Raw genomic sequence first — 17,207 nt, forward strand, 5'->3', positions numbered from 1 at the left:
CCTTTAACCTATGATTAAAAAGGTTCGATAGGTACATATATATCAACTAAATGTTTATGCTTTGGATGCTGCTTTGGATCATTTCTATATACTTCAAAAGGATACGAGTCTCTCGGTTTATATCCGCTATTTGGCAGCCACTCACCATATATAAAGTCCCACGCTCCCTTATATTCATCTTGGAATATTTCAAAATGTCCTACTGCATACTTGCCTGAAGGTATTATCATTATTCCAATATCACTCGTTTCTACTGTGGACGCATCCGGAATTGTTATACATAAACTTGTTCTTAAATGATAGTCCTCAGTAAATTCATGATGATCGTGGTAAATGGTTAATACTTTCGTATCCTCAAATACATGATAGTTTTGCTTAGCTGCGTAACGAAATAATTTTTCTATCATTTCTGGAAAAGCTATAGCTAACTCTTCATATGTACCTGTATGTCTTATGTATGCGACGTTTATATTATCCGCTGTTACAATTTCAACATTACCTCGAACCTTCTTATATTCATTGTATTGTGAAGTTCTTCTTACGTCTTTGCAATTCTTGCTATTATGGTTTCGATATTGAGACGGACTTACACCGTAATAATTTTTAAATGTCCGAGAGAAAACTGCGGAATCTGTAAAACCAAAATGGTAAGCGATATCCGTAATCGTCATATCCGAACGGTATGTAAGAAGGTTTGTTGCCCTTTCTAGTTTCAATCGATTTACATATCGTGATAACGGCTCGTCTACTATTCCTTTAAAAATTCTATGAAAATGATATTTTGAAAATCCTGCGACATTGGCTAAATCTTCAATGGATAGTGAATCATTTATGTGTGACTCTATATAATCCTGTACTTTATAAATGCGCCTTATGTACTCATTTCTACTTTGAGAACTCTCCATATTCATACCTCCTCACAACAAAAAGGCTAACTTCGCGCTAGCCTACTTTTACACATTTTTCAAAAATAACACTCTACTACCGCCGTTCCCATCATAATTTGTATGTACCGATACACCCTCTATCTCATCATCTCCAGCCTCAATTCGAAAGCCAATCTCCCTATGAAACTGTATCGATTTTTTATTAACTGGTGATGTAATTGCTTTTACAACTTTACGATTATTTGCACGAGCGATATCAAAGAAGTAAGAATACAATGTCGATGCGATTCCTCTTCTTCTATACCTCGGATTCACACCGATAAAATGAACGTATGCTTCATCTTTATATGTTTGTGAAAAGAATCCACATAAGAAACCTAACGTTTCGCCATCTTCTTCAAGAATAAAACTCGTTTCTTGAAAGTGAACGAAAAATAATTTTGGCAGCATAGCAGCCATGTCTCTCCCGCCCCACCAATCATTTAAAACAGAATGAATCTTTACATAATCTTCCCCTTGGATGTTTCTTACTCGCATACGTTTCTCCCTCTCACTCACTTCATTTTTTCATAAATTTTAATGACTGTTTCTACTAAAAGGATAAATACCCATATCCCGCAAAATACAAGAACTGACTGAAATATAGAACCTAACATAACAATACTTATTAAACCTAATTCCGATCCCGAAATAGATATTTCATCAAACCCAAGATTATATATAAATGGACCAGTTGAAAAAGCCATTAAAATTGATCCTATTAAATAAATCACACTCATTATTTTTAATATTTTTATAGAAAGATATGAAGTTTGTTTTTCTTCCACTTGTGATAATTCGATTTCCCCACTCGCAATTCCTTTTTGCAAACAGTCTTCACATAAAAATTCTTCCTTAATTTTTTTACCACCGTGCAATGTACCTGTAATTTCTTTACAGCGAGTACACTTTCGATTTATCATTTTGTTATCACTCCAATCTATTAAGATTGTACTTATATAATTCTAACCTTACCTTATTATTCCTTTTATGTATTTTATAGAGAGGTGACGTGTTTTATGATATCTAAACTTACTTTTGGTTATAAAAAGCCTACTGAGCAATATGTATTACGCCCTAGTTGTTATGCAATTATTTTTAACTCTACTTCTTCAAAAATTGCTATTATCCAAAAAGGAGACCGTTATTTTTTACCTGGTGGCGGTATGGAAGGTACCGAAACAAAAGATGAATGCTTACATCGTGAACTACTAGAGGAATTAGGATGGGCAATTGAAATTAATCAATATATCGGTAATGCAATGCGATATTTTTATGCGGAAAAAGAAGATACTTATTATTTAAACGATGGGTTCTTTTATATTGCGAACATGGTGCAGAAACAAACTGAAAGCTGCGAGGAGGATCATGTTCTAAGGTGGATGTCCCCTTTACATGCTGTAGAGCTTCTCATTCACGATCATCAAAAATGGGCTGTTGAACAAGCACTTTTATTACCAAATAAAAAATGATCTCCTTCTATATGAAAGAGATCATTTTTACTGTTAACTTACTTTTTTCAAATTGAGAGCTGGCTTTTTGATTCCGCCTTTTTTTACAACATATAAACCGATAAAGATTATAAGCCCGCCAACGAGTTGCATCATATTGATTTGCTCCCCTATTGTTACTGCCGCAAAAATAACTGCGAACAACGGTACAAGATACATATAAACCATTACTTTCGTTGAGCCTATTTGACTAATACCGACATACCACATTGCTAGTCCGAAGATGGTCGCAAAGACAATTGAATATGCTAGTGATCCCCAGCTTGGCGTATCTACTGGCCACGTTAATGTATTTACGTTAAATAAACAGTAAATAATGAGAGGTACAATTCCAATTAAAGTAGACCATGATGTGACTCTCATTGCAGAGTATTTTGTAATAAGAGGTTGCGCTAATATTGGATACCATCCCCATGCAATTGCTGCGACTAATCCAATTATATTTCCGAGCCATGCATACTCGTAAGTAGCTCCTCCCGTATGTCCTGTTAATAGGACAAATGCTGCACCAATAAAGGCTACTATTGAACCAATCTGTACTTTCATCAAAAAGCGTTCTTGTTTGTGTAATACTGCTAATATCCCTGTAAATATAGGTGACATCGCAATTAATAATGAGGCGTTCGTTGCTGAAGTATATTTCACAGATAGCATAAACATCGTTTGATACATTGTCGTTCCAACGATGCCGACTGCTACTAATCGTAGCCAATCTTTTCTTTCAATACGTAATGAGCGTTCCATCATAAAAGTAATAAGTAATAATACCGGTGATGCTACTAAAAATCGTAAACTATTAAATTGAATGGATGACATAAATGCCACACCATACTTTCCTATTGTATAATTTGCTCCCCATACTAATGCAACTGATACTAGGAGCCATTCCATTTGCCATCGTTTCATCCGAATCTCCCCTTCCCTATTTAGCATAGTAAAATTGGCTGGATAAAACACCGTCCAATTGGCTGTTTTTTTACCCAGCCAATTTGCTATACTGGATGTATATAAGAGATACGGAGGCGTTTTTTATGGAATGGAAGCTAGATAGTGACAGTAAAATCCCTATTTATCAGCAAGTTGTTGACTTTATTGAAAAACGTATTACATACGGAGAACTTCCTCCAGGTAGCTTCCTACCTTCCGAACGGAAATTAGCTACGCAGTTAAATGTAAACCGAAGTACAGTAACGACTGCTTATAATGAACTACGTGCTATGGGAATTGTAGAAAGTACGACTGGTAAAGGAACACGCGTGAGTACACATATGTGGGGTGTTTCTCCAACATTAACGCCGAACTGGAGAAATTTCGTAGAAGGCGGTACGTTCTTACCAAACTTGCCGTTACTTCGCCATATTCGGGCAGAAGTACAACAAAATGAAAACATTATTGATTTTGCAAACGGAGAACTCGGTTGTAATCTCTATCCTCACGATCAACTACAAACGATTTTACGGGAACAACCGTTAACACATTCATTAAGTTACGATCATCCGCAAGGCTATCTCCCGCTTAGACAAGCGGTAGTAAAATATATGAAAGAACATTTAAAAGTTGAAGCGACTGAGCAATCCATAATGATTACATCTGGTGCACAGCAAGCACTTCACCTTATCGTACAATGTTTATTAAATCCGGGTGATGCTGTCGCTTTCGAAAGTCCATCACACTGTTATTCCTTACCGTTATTCCAATCAGCAGGTATTCGTATTTTCCCATTACCTGTTGATGAACACGGTATTAATCCAGATGATGTGCAAGAGCTATATAGAAAGCATCGTATTAAAATGATCTTTTTAAATCCAAATTTCCAAAATCCTACGGGCACAATGCTGCATCCAAACCGTAGAAAAAAACTATTATCACTTTGTGCAGACTTACGTATTGCGATTGTGGAAGATGATCCGTCTAGTTTACTTACGCTTGAAAAGAAACAACCTTGCCCTACTTTGAAATCAATAGATGAAAATGGAACTGTCATCTATGTACATTCTTTATCAAAAATGATTGCACCGGGATTACGAGTTGGTTGGCTTGTCGCCCCGCAATCGGTAGTAGAAAGGTTATCCGACGCAAGGCACCAAATGGAATTAGGTATGAGCATTTTCCCGCAGTGGCTTATGCAGCAATTTTTCGAAACCGTACCATTTCAGTCTCATATCGTACCGTTACGAAAACAACTAGCAGAAAAAAGAGACGTTATCGTCCACGCTCTAAACGAGCAACTTCACGATAAAATCTCTTTTTCAAATCCGACCGGTGGTATATACATATGGGGGAAATTAAAAGAACCGATCAACGAAAAACAACTCATTATGCAAAGCTTAAAACAAGAAATTGCTTTTATGCCTGGTAGTATTTTCGGCGCGAAAGATGGTTATATACGTTTATCTTATGGAAAAGTGGATATTGATCAAATTGAGGAAGGTATTTCTCGTTTGCGGGAGGCTATTTTGGTTTGTGAAAAGTAAGTAGTATCCTTGCATATCATCAATATAATTTAATTCATTTTTAACTAAGTACATAAACTAAAAAACACTTTAGTTTATGTACTTGTATTGGTTCATTTTTTTATTTCAATAAAATATGTATCATAAGATTCTTTCAAAGTATAGCCTAGCTTTTTTGCTAGTTCAACAGATTCAGAATTTGCTCCATCCCAACTAGGATATTTTCCTCTATCTAAACAATCTAATATAATTGCAGATGCTACAATCATAGCTAAGCCTTTTCTTCTATGTTCAGGATGACTCGCAATTTCAATCTCGATACCATCATCAAATATACTGAATGATGTTGCAGCAGAAACAACTTGTCCTTTATTTAAAATGGCGTACCCTACGCCCCTATCAATAAAATCAGCGATTGAATCAAACTGACTAGTAAAATCTTCTGAGAGTGCATGAAATGAAGATGACTTTGCTATATCTTTATCAATTTTTTTCATTTCGTAATTTTGAGGTAATGTAGACAATATATCCCGTATGTATTCTTTATCTAAATCGCCGGGGTTTTTATTAAATCTAAACCTTTGAAACTTCTCAATTGATCCTTTGTGAACAGTCTCTATCCGTTTTTTCCATTCATCCGAATCAACAATGGCAAGAGTAAAATCAGGTAGATTATATAATAATTCTTCCGCCTCTTCTGCGTTTGGATTCCCGGCATAAAACACAAAAATTCCTACAGTTATTTGAGCAACAGTTGGATTTTCGAGATTGTCTACCCACGCATTTCCCATATGCCCTTGGAGATAGGAAAGTACAATCGTACTATCGAAATCATCAAACATCTCAACTAACTTTTGCCTTACATTGTTATTGTTATCTGCTTTATAAATCATTCAATTCCCCATTTCTGAAAATTATTATTATTACACCAATTGTATATTAACATATATTTTTAAATACATACAATTTTTGTAAGTTAAAATACAAAATCCTCGTTTGACAAAACCTAAATCTACCATTATCATCAACACGAACCTAGTTATAGGAGTGATACCAATGAAAATCTATGTTGATGCAGATGCTTGTCCTGTAAAAGATGTAATTATTTTTGAAGCTACAAAGGCAGAAATTCCTGTTACCCTCGTTACAAGCTTTTCTCATTATTCTAATGCAGAGCAGCCAAAAGGCGTAGAAACAATTTATGTTGATTCTGGAGCAGATGCTGCGGATTACCGAATTATGCAGTTAGCCCAAAAAGAAGATTTAATCATAACACAAGATTACGGTCTTGCTTCGCTTGCTTTAGCAAAAGGCTGTATCGTACTACACCATAAAGGCTATAAGTATACGAATGATAACATTGAACAATTGTTACAAACACGATATTTAAGTGCAATGGTTCGAAAAAGCGGTAAGCGTACAAAGGGACCAAAACCATTTACAGCAGAAGATAAAGAAAAATTTAGAGTGCTCTTTAAAAGTATGATTGCACTGTAGAAATGAACCGTCTATTTGTAAAGAAAGAAAAGAAGAGAATATCCAAATGAACATTCTCTTCTTAAGACTTACCCGTTTAAAATGAAGGTAAATTATCTAAGTTATTTTCTTTTATTCCATCAGGTTCGCTACGTATAATATCTCTGCCATACTTATGAAATACGTCCACATGAGCTAACTTCCCTGATTTTGCTTCACTAAGAGCAGTCATATAATCTAACTCTCTCCCGCTACTTGTTTTAAACGCTATTAAATCCCCATCATCATTTTTACGAACGGCAACAATTTGTTCTGCTCCTGTATTAACTTCATGGTCTACTTCGAATTGAGCTTGTTCTTCTCCTTGATATAAATAATCATTATACACTTTTTCAAAATCTTTTTTGTCCATTAAACTCACCTCCAACACATTTTATTAGTATGGTTGGGAGGTGTTGGTTTTATGTAATTTCCTTTTAGCAAAATGTATTTTTAATACCTACGCAAACCCTTCAAAGTCTCCAATATATCATCTGTAAAGGCTGTACTACCTTCTGTCTCTAAAACTCTGAAATAAAAACTTCTTAAGAAAGTTCTAATATTTTGTATTAAAATAGCATGCTGCGGATGTCGGATGTCTTCAACAGTGGCTATACTATGTAGCCAATTGCTCCACTCTTCTTCCGTTAAAAGATTTTGGTTACGTAATGACATAATTGGCTTTACTAATCTCTCATCCTCAAAGTGTACATATACGTAATCACTCAATCGAACCTTCTGACGAACAGCAGCTAATATTGCATATGAAAACTCACGATTTTGTATGGTACGTGCTAATGCATCGAGCGCATCCGCTGCATGTGCAGTAGAGTGTGCCCATCCTTTTCCTTCTACATAACCTCTTACATCTTCTTCTAAATATACATATTCCAGCACTTGTTCTGCTACGCTGTATAGTTGTTCTTCAGATAGCAACGGTTCTCTTTCATGAACAGATAAAATAAGTGGTGGAATTAAAACAGAGAACGCACGTTTAAAAACAGAGTCTGTTCCCTTTTCACCAATTTTATAAAATAAATAATCAGGACTAATTGCTTGTAGCATTAACCCTCGTAATTCTTTTTGTCTAAACACATCAGTTGTAATCCATGTATGAAGCGTACTATAAATTAAATCATCGCGTAATTCAGCATCTGGTGATCCGATATAATCTAGCATCCACTGCGCATATGGATAAGCATCTACGTCTTCTGGTACAGCATAATTATTATTTTTAATTTGTAGTAATTCTTCTTTTAATTCTAGTACTTCATTCATTCTATTTTTTCTCCCCTTTTTGCGTTTCTTATTGCCTTATCCCCCGTTTTTCACTTTCTAAAGCTAATATAATTATACGAGAATTATAACTATTAATAAAAGGCTATACATATACTTTTGATTGTGTATTTCTTCCGCTAATTCGTTTGCAAATGTTGTTTTTCCTGATGCTGTAATACCGCTTACTCCAACTCTTATTGGGTGAGTTAAGTTTAATTTTAAAATATGATCTACAATTTCTTTAATTTGTTGTTTTCGGTTCATGATATTTCCCCCCGTTTAGTTTACATAACAAAATTATAATTAACTTTCTATGTCACTATTTGTCGGTAAGTCGATATCCTATGTCGAATCGTCGATAAATCGAAAAAATCGTTGATATATTTTAAGTTACGATAGATACATTTGAAAAATCGTTGATATATTTTGATTAGCTTACTTCCCCTTAAACCCTCGATATAAAGCAGTCCGTAATTCTTGTTTGTATTCTTCAATTTCTGGCATATCGAGCTCTTCTGCCAGCCTGATAGCTAATTCAATATCGTACGGTACACGTACAAGTTGGATGGAAAAACTTGCTGCTTCTTTTTCATTGTAAGTTCCTTCGAATATTAAATAGGAAGCTTGTGTAATTTCAAGCGGATTTCCTACGCTACCAGCATTACATAACGTTTTCCCTCTGAAATTTTGAACGAATGCTTGGTGAACGTCACCGTAGCAAACGACATCTGGTTTTCTTTCTCCTTCTATATTCTCCGTGAGCTCACTGTTTTCGAACATACTAATACGCTCTTCTCTTGAAGCGTGTGGTTGTATTCTTTCATATAAACTTCTCGGTGAAGCGTGAAACATTCGAATGAGTTTTCCACTCATATAAAACTCGATTGAAAATGGCAAGCTTCTTAAATAGTCATTTTGTTCTTCCGATAGTTGTTTTTGATGCCATTTTAATGCTTCAAATTCAGTCGGCTTTGTAATAAAATCATCCCAGTTTCCCATTACGACTACTTCACATTCTTTACGAATGATTTCAATTACTTCGCTAGAATGAGGACCTTTCCCTACTAAATCTCCAAGACAAATTATGCGTTTGATTCCTCTCAATTTAATGTCTTGTAGTACAGATTCTAAAGCTGGAATATTACCATGTATATCTGAAATTACTGCTATTTTTTCCATATAAATTCCTCCGTTATTTATTAAATTCACTTGATTGATACCATTTTGGAATATAGGATGAAAATTGATTATGATCTTCTAAAATTTGGTTCAATCTTTCCTTCATATTATCTACTAAATGCGGCGTGCTTCGGTTTGTCCATACGATATCAGCTGGGAATGTCATTGCTGCATATAATGAGTACAGTTTCCAAAAATGAAGTGATGGTTCCCCTCCGCAATAACCATGGACTTGTCCAACCGCAAATGGTTTGCTTATTCTTGTAGTAAAAATCGCTACGTTATAAAAATCGTGTATAGGATCGCCAAAATCATATCCACCAAAATCGATAACGATAAATTCCTTATTATGAATCATACTATTTGCTGGATGGAAGTCATCGTGTAAAAATGTGATTGGACGATTTTTTAATAAGTCTTTATGATTGTCTACAAAGGTTAATACTGGCTTCAAATCTAGAAAATTCACTTCGTAATTTGCTAATGCCTCTATGTATCTTTCGTATTTATTCCATCTAGATGTTTTCCATTTATTACTTGCACTTTCTTTTTCTATCGAGTGAATCCTCTTTAATACTTCTCCTGCTTTTCTTCCTGCATGATACTGTTCTTCCGCCGATAGCTTCCTTAAACCTTCTTGACCATTTACACCTTGGACCCATTCAAATACTTGAACACATTTATTTAATTCCTCAAGTTTTATGAAATGAATTAACTTCGGCGTTGGAATATGTAATAACTCTAATTGTTTCATATACGTATATTCTTCTTGTTTACGTTCAAAATAAACAGCATCACATACTTTTACAAAATATGTTACTCTATTTTCTAATTTTATTTTATATTTCTCTTCATGTGAAAAACCTTTTGAAATAGCTGTACACTTTACAATACGAGGCCATTCTAGTTTTCTCTCTATCTCTCTAAGTATTTCTTCCAAAGCGTTCACCTCTATCAATATATGTACAAACTACCTAACACTTCATACTCTCGTTTATTTTCCCCTTTAAATTCTACTGCAAATGGATATTCACCATAATTCTTTATGTATTCTTGTACTAGACCTTCTCCAATCGGTTCACAAAACTGTACTTGAATGTCACCAAACGATACACTTTGACACTCCGCATTCCATTCTTCATTTTTCATGACTGGAGTTGCAGTTAGCTCCATGACTGCTTTCCATTTCCGTACTGTTTCTCGAACATTTTTCACTGCGTAATGAATCGTTTCAATTTGTTGTACTTTGTTTTTATGTTCAGTGATTGTTCCAATGTTACGTAAATCTTTTCTTCTTTCTTCATCTGTTTCATTCCACTGTATAAAGAAAGGTAATTTCGGCCCATTCTCTTCTTGCTTTACAAATAACATTTTCCATTCTAAAAGGCGGCCATCTTTTCTCATACGTTTCCCTTCAAATGGTCCTATTGTTTGTAAACCGTATTTACTAAACTTATCTGCTAATTCTTCAATGGTATCTGTTCGAATTGCGATTTGCAGCATCCCTTCACCATCTTGTAATTTCACTACCGTTTCTTGTACTAACGGATTTTCTGCTTCTTTCGCTTTTTCTTCATGTTGAACTGCTAAAAATTCTATGTATGATAAATCAAAATAACTTAAACTATTCCAAGTACCCCAAGTAGTATGCTCTCCGCCTAGTGCCGTATGAAATCCAAGTTCCTGCATTTGTTTTGCCGCTTCCTCCGGTGTGCCATGAACTGCGTGAACGAGATGATCAAATAATAACATGTCTTTCTCCCCTTTCTCTCCATCCTTTTATTGTATATTTTATTTTTCTTTCGTTCAATTCAAAAAACTTTAAAACCTAGTTGATTTATACGATTAATGTGTATTATAATGAAACAAATTTAATTATTGCTGATTGGAAAAACCAAAGGCACTTTTCTCATACGGGAAAAGTGCCTTTTTCATTTACTATTACAGGGGGATTATTTATGCAGAAATTAATTGTCTTTGCTATTATTGGATTTTTCGCTCAATTGATCGATGGAGCGCTTGGAATGGCGTACGGGGTAACGTCTACCTCACTTTTACTAATGTTTGGTATCGCACCGGCTGTAGCTTCCGCATCTGTTCATTTAGCTGAAGTTGTTACAACCGCCGCTTCTGGTGCATCTCACCTCAAATTTGGGAACGTTGATAAATACACCGTTTCCAGGCTTACATTACCAGGAGCAATTGGCGCATTTATTGGAGCATGTTTTTTAAGCAATTTACCTGGGGATGTAATTAAACCGTACATTTCTGTATTTTTATTTACTTTAGGGGTTTATATTTTATTACGATTCATTATTCAAAAACAGATTGTTACTTCAAATAAACGTATGTCGGCTAAACAACTTGTTCCGCTTGGCTTATTCGCTGGATTCGTTGATTCAACTGGTGGCGGTGGCTGGGGACCGATTACGACACCTGTTCTTCTAGCAAGAGGAAATGAAGCGAGAAAAGTTATTGGATCTGTAGATACGAGTGAATTTCCTGTTTCACTCGCTGCAACAATTGGCTTCTTCATCTCACTTGGCTGGGAACAAGTAAGCTGGGTTTGGGTATTTGCGTTAATGCTTGGTGGTATTGTCGCAGCACCAATCGCTGCGTGGTTAGTCCGCATCGTTCCTTCTCATTTACTTGGCGTATTAGTTGGTGGCCTTATTATCTTTACAAACATTCGTACACTACTTACTACATTTAAGGTGGATCCAACTATTATTTCACTTTCTTACGTGGCAATTGGTCTTGTCGTTATTATTTCTATTTTCATTGCTGTTCGCAATCATTCCAATCGTTCTAACACATCAACAGCCCAATATCCGAATGATCAAAAACAGATGCTACCTTAATTACTAAAAAACCGCTCAACTTACTTCGAGCGGTTTTTTTCTATTTTCCAATTCATCATTGTTTCTGTCGAATCTACTCTTTTCATATGTAACTTCTCTAACACACGAATCGAACCATAATTATCAAGGAGCGTCTCTGCAATAATCGTTTCTACCTCTCCTGTCTGAAAAGCCCAATCTATTAGTTCTTGTACAGCTTCTGTCGCATACCCTTTATTCCAGTATTTCTCAATAAATCCGTAACCAACTTCTACTGTATGTTCCTCATTTGGTTTCCCTTTAAAACCTATATCACCTAGAACGATGTCATCTTCTTTTCGAATGACATACCACGCGCCCCAAGGTAATAAATCCTTATCCTGTTTTACATTTTCTACATGCCCTACAATATGTGGGCCACTATTATATCCTTGCTCGTTAGCAACGTGAATACTCTCTTCTGTACACGGCACTATATAGAGCCTTTCTGTTTCTAATTTCATTTTGATTTCCCCTTTTTTACTTACACGTTACTCTAATTATATCAAAAAATATGACCTGATTATGAATGTCGAATTATATTTTCTGAATTTTCTTTTAATTTTTGAAGGGTTTTTCAATATTTTTTGCGAAACATTTGTATAACAATTTTTTCTTTGCTTATTGTTACATAATAGTAGGTTCGGGTGGAGTTTTGCAAGCGTTTCCTATACAATAACCGATATTTTTTGATTTTTTCCTACAAAATATCTTGCAATATATTCAGAAACTCATTACAATTGCCATATATTAAAAATCTTAGCAATATATCAAATCCTCATCAATCCGATGAGGTAGAGGTTGCGACTTTTAAGAGTAAAACGGACGAGACACAGGGAAAGTCACCGACTCCGTTTGAAAGGAAAAGTTGCCGAAGTTTATATTTCTTCTCTGGAAATATGAGCTGGGGCTGTCTCCGAAAGGAACAGAACTGTCACGTTTACAAAATTACCGTGTAAACGTGGGGTGCTATCTTAACGGAAGGGTATGATGGGGTGGTTATTTGTGAAACGTTCCGCCAAATTCCTTTGGCGGTTTTTTGTATTTTTCTCCCCCGCTCCTTCCTATCTTACAAGAAAAGGAGTGTTGAACATGAATAGCGCAACGAATCAAGCTACCTCTAAAACAGAAGCTACAAAAGGAAAAGGTGAATTAAGACGCGGTCTAAAATCAAGGCACCTTACGATGATTTCTCTCGGCGGTACAATTGGTACCGGACTATTTCTTGCCAGCGGTGGTGTCATCCATTCAGCTGGACCTGGCGGTGCATTAATTGCATACGCTGCAATTGGAATTATGGTTTACTTTTTAATGACAAGCTTAGCTGAACTCGCAGCTTACATGCCTGTTACTGGATCTTTTAGCACGTACGCAACAAAATTTGTTGATCCATCACTTGGCTTTGCACTTGGTTGGAACTATTGGTATAACTGGGCCATTACAATTGCTGCTGAACTAGCTGCAGTAACATTAATTATGAAATTTTGGTTTCCTGATACTCCTTCCCTCATTTGGAGCGGATTATGTTTAGCTATTATTTTCCTTTTAAACTACTTATCTGTTAAAGGATTTGGTGAATCTGAATATTGGTTTGCACTTATTAAAGTAGCTACAATTATTATCTTTTTAATTGTCGGGTTCATGATGATTTTCGGAATTATGGGCGGCGAAACTGTTGGATTTAAAAACTTCACTGTTGCAGATGCACCATTTAATGGCGGCATCATGGCAATTATCGGTGTATTTATGGCAGCTGGTTTCTCATTCCAAGGTACTGAATTATTAGGTGTAGCTGCTGGTGAAACATCTGATCCAGAGCGTAATATTCCGAAAGCAATTCGTTCGATCTTTTGGCGTATCCTTTTATTCTATATCCTTGCGATTCTCGTTATCGGTTTATTAATTCCTTATACAACTGAAAGTCTTGCCGCAAGTGATGTAACAGTAAGTCCATTTACACTTATTTTTGAAAAAGCGGGCGTTGCCTTCGCTGCTTCTGTTATGAACGCTGTTATTTTAACGGCAGTACTATCTGCTGGTAACTCTGGTATGTATGCATCAACTCGTATGCTTTGGGATTTAGCTCGCCAAGGGAAAGCACCGAAGTTTCTTGGTAAATTAGATAGCCGCGGCGTACCTGTTAACGCATTAATCGTAACATCGATTGTCGGTAGTATCGCTTTCATTGCTTCTTTATTCGGTGACGGTGTTGTATACATTTGGTTATTAAATGCATCAGGAATGTCTGGCTTTATCGCATGGGTTGGAATCGCAATTAGTCATTATCGTTTCCGTAAAGCATATATCGCACAAGGAAAAGATTTAAATGACTTACCTTATAGAGCAAAATGGTTCCCATTCGGACCAATCTTCGCATTTGCACTTTGCGTCATCGTAATTTTAGGTCAAAACTACGGCGCATTTATGGGTGAATCAATCGATTGGAACGGCGTACTCGTTTCTTACATCGGTTTACCACTCTTCTTAGTACTTTGGTTAGGATACAAATTTACGAAAAAAACAAAAGTCATTCCACTTGATAAATGTGAACTGAAATAAAGTGAAACTTTAATCCGTGGGGGTTTTCTTCATCCCCCACGGATTATTAGTTGAACCAATCGGACTTTTATGGGCAGTTGATCCCCCACCTAACTTCTTTTCTTTCGCTGCATTTTGAGGTGAGGATCTTACTGCCCATTAAAGTCGGATAAAGTGAAACGAGCAAACAAATTTGTTTGCTCGTTTTTTATTGCAAACCTCTTTACTTCCCTATTGCCCCTGTTTTTGCAATAATAAAGGAAATATAAATAAAGGTTGGGATACAATGAACATTCGTATTACTGATGAAGCAAAAGCAGCTATACATAGATTAGAACGTGAAGATAAAAAAATCATTCGCATTAGAGGGACAATGACAAACTCTTGTAGTATTTTCGTTGATGTCGATTTAATTTGGGATACATATGTTGCAGATGATGTTGTATATGAAGATGCAGACCTTATCTTGCAAATGGATTCATTTACGAAAGACTACACTGGTGATACAGTGAAGCTTGATTATAAGACGACAGGTTTTAGTATTACGACTCCGAGTGAGACTTTAGTTTATGGATTGTCGATTAAAAAATAAAACTTGTTTTCAACTGACCACTGAGGTGAAAAAATGGGTAAATATGTTCCATTAAAATTTTTATTTAACGAAGAATTGGCAGAAAAAATGGCTGATTCTATTTGTAAACACGATCCTACTTTCTCTAAAAGAAACTTTGTGTCTTCCGTAACATGTAAAGTTGAAAATTTAGAGTTAAAGCAGCGTATTGAAGTAATGGCAGATGAATTACACAATGCTTTACAAAAAGATTTTAATGAAGCAATACATATATTACTGAAAACATTAGGACCAGAAAATACAACAGAAGTAGGCACATTTACAAACGGATATATGTACATGCCTATTGCAAAATACGTTGAAAAATATGGGCTTAACGATTTTGAAACCTCATTCAACGCCATGTATGAAATAACGAAAAGGAATACTGCTGAATATGCCATTCGGCCTTTTCTTCAAACATACCATGAAGACACACTAAACATATTACAAAAGTGGATTCATGATGAAAACAGTCACATTAGAAGATTAGTTTCTGAAGGTACGAGACCTAGACTTCCTTGGGCTAAAAAAATAGGAGCTCTGAAAGGTGACTTTCAGTACAATTTACAGTTTCTTGAGCCTTTAATGAATGACCCTTCTAAATATGTTCAAAAATCTGTAGCCAATCATATTAACGATATTACGAAAGAAGATAAAGAATTCGTTTTTCAATGGTTGCAGCAATTACGTGATAAACAGCATCCAGTTAATCCTTGGATTATAAAACATGGGTTAAGGACGGTAATAAAAAATGATACTTTACCAAAAGATTTTTATTTTTGAGTATTTTAAACAAAACCGCTTATGCTTCAAAAATGAAGTATAAGCGGTTTTCTCTTTCAAACATTATCCTTGCCTTAAAATATTTTGAAACATTTCCGGCTTATTTCGTTCAAAGCTTTCTATAAGTTCTTCTCCAAATATCGTTATACTCTCTTCCCAAGGGTGGCCTAAATAACCCCACTTAAAGTCCTTCTGAATAAAGAAGTAGTAATCTCCATTCGGAAATACGGGTATCATCCACTCATCAAATTCATTTCTTTCAAACTCTAAATGTGGATTCACCCAATAACACTCATGTTGCCAATCCAGTGCCATCATATATTCATTCGATGCTGTATTCTCTTTGAAAACTTTTAATGCTTTTTCCTCAAGTTCATCATATACATTTAAATCTACCAACTCTCCAAAATAATGAGAGATGTCATATGTGATAAACGGTCCCGGTACTTTAAACGATGGAAATATTGAAACACTTGGTGAAAACTCATAATCACTATATACTTTATCCCAAATTCGATCGTACTCTTTATCTGTAAACTCAATCCAATTTTTCATTAAATATCTACCTTCTCTTTATATTTCAAAGGAATTCCACTCAAAAATCCCGAATATATAAATAACCATTTTCACAAGGAGCGAATTTATATGAATCTATTCGAACACGAAACGTAAAACCGCTTCTCTTTCATAAGAGGTCCTCCCTTTTTCTTTTCTCATCATATCATTCATTTATGAAATAGGAGGAAAAATTTATGAAACGTGATCCATTATTTTTAACTTTATTAGAAAGTGCAAATACACATTTTAGCGGCTGGGATTTTTCTTTCATTTCAGAAACTGGCCGAATGAAGAGCGAGCCTTTATCATGGTCGTACGGCAGTACTGCTTTCCAGCTTATGCAGCGTGCAGAATCAATGCTCGATATGGGGACTGGCGGCGGAGAGTTTTTATCTATGTTACAACCATTCCCGCCAACTATTTATGCGACTGAGGGCTACGCTCCAAACGTGCCAATTGCTCGAAAGAAATTAGAGCCTTTAGGGGTTACTGTTGTAGAGGTGACTGACGATACTGTATTACCATTTCAAGATGAACAGTTTGATTTAGTTGTGAATCAACATGAATCCTATGCCGCTTCTGAGGTAAACAGAATTCTTTCTCCTAATGGAATGTTCCTTACACAACAAGTTGGTGGTCTCGATTGCGCTGAACTTAATGAACAGTTTGACACACCACTAAATAGTGAATTTGCAAGTTGGTCGCTTGAAGCGGCATGTAATGAACTACAGGAAAATGGATTTACTATCTTAGAAGCAAAAGAAGAATTACCTTTCCAACGCTTTTATGATATTGGCGCTATCGTCTATTATTTAAAAGCAATTCCGTGGCAAATTTCTGATTTTACTGTCGAAAGGTATTATGAGGAATTATATCGTATACATGAAATCATCTTGCAAAAAAGATATTTTGATGTGAAGCAACATCGCTTTATCATTAAGGCGATTCACAGCTAGCAAAAAGGAGGTGGCAAA

The 17,207-nt window shown here is 35.6% G+C and carries 20 protein-coding genes, 1 pseudogene and 1 riboswitch; of the genes and pseudogenes, 8 read left to right on the top strand and 13 right to left on the bottom strand.

What is annotated here, in order from left to right:
- Window positions 1-14 precede the first annotated feature (14 nt).
- Genes NST14_RS15350 through NST14_RS15360 form a run of 3 tightly spaced genes read right to left on the bottom strand, consistent with a single transcriptional unit; the run spans window position 15 to window position 1,849 of the window.
- Window positions 15-905, bottom strand: coding sequence for an AraC family transcriptional regulator (locus NST14_RS15350; protein ID WP_103102611.1), 891 nt, complete (start codon window positions 903-905; stop codon window positions 15-17).
- A 48-nt stretch (window positions 906-953) separates the two neighbouring features.
- Window positions 954-1,424 carry a GNAT family N-acetyltransferase gene (locus NST14_RS15355; protein WP_103102610.1) on the bottom strand — a complete coding sequence of 157 codons (471 nt, stop codon included), beginning with the start codon at window positions 1,422-1,424 and terminating at the stop codon, window positions 954-956.
- A gap of 17 nt (window positions 1,425-1,441) precedes the next feature.
- A complete protein-coding gene (locus NST14_RS15360; protein ID WP_000610502.1) occupies window positions 1,442-1,849 on the bottom strand; it encodes a DUF3980 domain-containing protein in 408 nt (135 codons plus the stop codon).
- Window positions 1,850-1,945: 96 nt separating this feature from the next.
- On the opposite strand from NST14_RS15360, the gene NST14_RS15365 reads away from it, so the two are divergent.
- Complete coding sequence (locus NST14_RS15365; RefSeq protein ID WP_103102609.1) at window positions 1,946-2,398, top strand: NUDIX hydrolase; 453 nt, start codon at window positions 1,946-1,948, stop codon at window positions 2,396-2,398.
- A 33-nt stretch (window positions 2,399-2,431) separates the two neighbouring features.
- Here the strand turns inward: NST14_RS15365 and NST14_RS15370 are convergent, their stop codons facing one another.
- Window positions 2,432-3,343, bottom strand: a complete 912-nt coding sequence (locus tag NST14_RS15370; protein ID WP_229142784.1) for a DMT family transporter — start codon at window positions 3,341-3,343, stop codon at window positions 2,432-2,434.
- 125 nt (window positions 3,344-3,468) lie between these two features.
- Between NST14_RS15370 and pdxR the strand changes: the two genes are divergently transcribed.
- A complete protein-coding gene (gene pdxR, locus NST14_RS15375) occupies window positions 3,469-4,911 on the top strand; it encodes a MocR-like pyridoxine biosynthesis transcription factor PdxR (protein WP_229142785.1) in 1,443 nt (480 codons plus the stop codon).
- Window positions 4,912-5,003: 92 nt separating this feature from the next.
- On the opposite strand, the gene NST14_RS15380 is transcribed toward pdxR, so the two are convergent.
- The gene (locus tag NST14_RS15380; RefSeq protein ID WP_103102606.1) at window positions 5,004-5,783 is read right to left on the bottom strand and encodes a GNAT family N-acetyltransferase; all 780 of its coding nucleotides are present in this window, start codon (window positions 5,781-5,783) and stop codon (window positions 5,004-5,006) included.
- Window positions 5,784-5,946: 163 nt separating this feature from the next.
- On the opposite strand from NST14_RS15380, the gene NST14_RS15385 reads away from it, so the two are divergent.
- Window positions 5,947-6,387: a YaiI/YqxD family protein gene (locus NST14_RS15385; protein ID WP_000708752.1), complete on the top strand. Its 441-nt coding sequence runs from the start codon at window positions 5,947-5,949 to the stop codon at window positions 6,385-6,387.
- Between the two features lie 76 nt (window positions 6,388-6,463).
- Here NST14_RS15385 and NST14_RS15390 read toward each other — a convergent pair whose 3' ends face one another.
- The 6 genes and pseudogenes from NST14_RS15390 to NST14_RS15415 all read right to left on the bottom strand — a co-directional run bounded on the left by NST14_RS15390 (window position 6,464) and on the right by NST14_RS15415 (window position 10,614).
- Window positions 6,464-6,778 (bottom strand): DUF3892 domain-containing protein, encoded by a 315-nt coding sequence (locus tag NST14_RS15390; RefSeq protein WP_000358184.1) that lies wholly within the window; start codon window positions 6,776-6,778, stop codon window positions 6,464-6,466.
- Between the two features lie 80 nt (window positions 6,779-6,858).
- Complete coding sequence (locus NST14_RS15395) at window positions 6,859-7,683, bottom strand: DUF2785 domain-containing protein (RefSeq protein WP_061403031.1); 825 nt, start codon at window positions 7,681-7,683, stop codon at window positions 6,859-6,861.
- Window positions 7,684-7,809: 126 nt separating this feature from the next.
- Window positions 7,810-7,947: pseudogene (locus tag NST14_RS15400) on the bottom strand (uridine kinase); the annotation flags it as partial.
- A 171-nt stretch (window positions 7,948-8,118) separates the two neighbouring features.
- Entirely contained in the window at window positions 8,119-8,862 is a 744-nt protein-coding gene (locus tag NST14_RS15405; RefSeq protein ID WP_000410980.1) for a metallophosphoesterase family protein, read from the bottom strand.
- Window positions 8,863-8,875: 13 nt separating this feature from the next.
- Complete coding sequence (locus NST14_RS15410; protein ID WP_048557751.1) at window positions 8,876-9,802, bottom strand: aminoglycoside phosphotransferase family protein; 927 nt, start codon at window positions 9,800-9,802, stop codon at window positions 8,876-8,878.
- A 14-nt stretch (window positions 9,803-9,816) separates the two neighbouring features.
- Window positions 9,817-10,614 carry a VOC family protein gene (locus tag NST14_RS15415; RefSeq protein WP_048557750.1) on the bottom strand — a complete coding sequence of 266 codons (798 nt, stop codon included), beginning with the start codon at window positions 10,612-10,614 and terminating at the stop codon, window positions 9,817-9,819.
- A gap of 206 nt (window positions 10,615-10,820) precedes the next feature.
- Between NST14_RS15415 and NST14_RS15420 the strand changes: the two genes are divergently transcribed.
- Window positions 10,821-11,723, top strand: a complete 903-nt coding sequence (locus NST14_RS15420) for a sulfite exporter TauE/SafE family protein (RefSeq protein WP_048557749.1) — start codon at window positions 10,821-10,823, stop codon at window positions 11,721-11,723.
- Between the two features lie 20 nt (window positions 11,724-11,743).
- On the opposite strand, the gene NST14_RS15425 is transcribed toward NST14_RS15420, so the two are convergent.
- On the bottom strand, window positions 11,744-12,205 hold the full coding sequence (locus NST14_RS15425) for a GNAT family N-acetyltransferase (RefSeq protein WP_000764614.1): 462 nt from the start codon (window positions 12,203-12,205) through the stop codon (window positions 11,744-11,746).
- A gap of 323 nt (window positions 12,206-12,528) precedes the next feature.
- Window positions 12,529-12,721: riboswitch (Lysine riboswitch) on the top strand.
- Window positions 12,722-12,833: 112 nt separating this feature from the next.
- Here NST14_RS15425 and NST14_RS15430 point away from each other — a divergent pair.
- From NST14_RS15430 to NST14_RS15440, 3 genes are all read left to right on the top strand, one after another.
- The gene (locus NST14_RS15430; RefSeq protein ID WP_001083374.1) at window positions 12,834-14,300 is read left to right on the top strand and encodes an amino acid permease; all 1,467 of its coding nucleotides are present in this window, start codon (window positions 12,834-12,836) and stop codon (window positions 14,298-14,300) included.
- A 265-nt stretch (window positions 14,301-14,565) separates the two neighbouring features.
- The gene (locus NST14_RS15435; RefSeq protein ID WP_001026180.1) at window positions 14,566-14,871 is read left to right on the top strand and encodes an iron-sulfur cluster biosynthesis family protein; all 306 of its coding nucleotides are present in this window, start codon (window positions 14,566-14,568) and stop codon (window positions 14,869-14,871) included.
- A 33-nt stretch (window positions 14,872-14,904) separates the two neighbouring features.
- The gene (locus tag NST14_RS15440; RefSeq protein WP_229142786.1) at window positions 14,905-15,675 is read left to right on the top strand and encodes a DNA alkylation repair protein; all 771 of its coding nucleotides are present in this window, start codon (window positions 14,905-14,907) and stop codon (window positions 15,673-15,675) included.
- Window positions 15,676-15,738: 63 nt separating this feature from the next.
- Here the strand turns inward: NST14_RS15440 and NST14_RS15445 are convergent, their stop codons facing one another.
- Complete coding sequence (locus NST14_RS15445; protein WP_000800375.1) at window positions 15,739-16,230, bottom strand: DUF2716 domain-containing protein; 492 nt, start codon at window positions 16,228-16,230, stop codon at window positions 15,739-15,741.
- A gap of 197 nt (window positions 16,231-16,427) precedes the next feature.
- Between NST14_RS15445 and NST14_RS15450 the strand changes: the two genes are divergently transcribed.
- The gene (locus tag NST14_RS15450; RefSeq protein WP_048557747.1) at window positions 16,428-17,189 is read left to right on the top strand and encodes a class I SAM-dependent methyltransferase; all 762 of its coding nucleotides are present in this window, start codon (window positions 16,428-16,430) and stop codon (window positions 17,187-17,189) included.
- The last annotated feature ends 18 nt before the right edge of the window (window positions 17,190-17,207 follow it).

Origin of the sequence: Bacillus sp. FSL W8-0519, from assembly GCF_038005585.1 — a bacterium.
GTDB lineage: Bacteria > Bacillota > Bacilli > Bacillales > Bacillaceae_G > Bacillus_A > Bacillus_A paranthracis.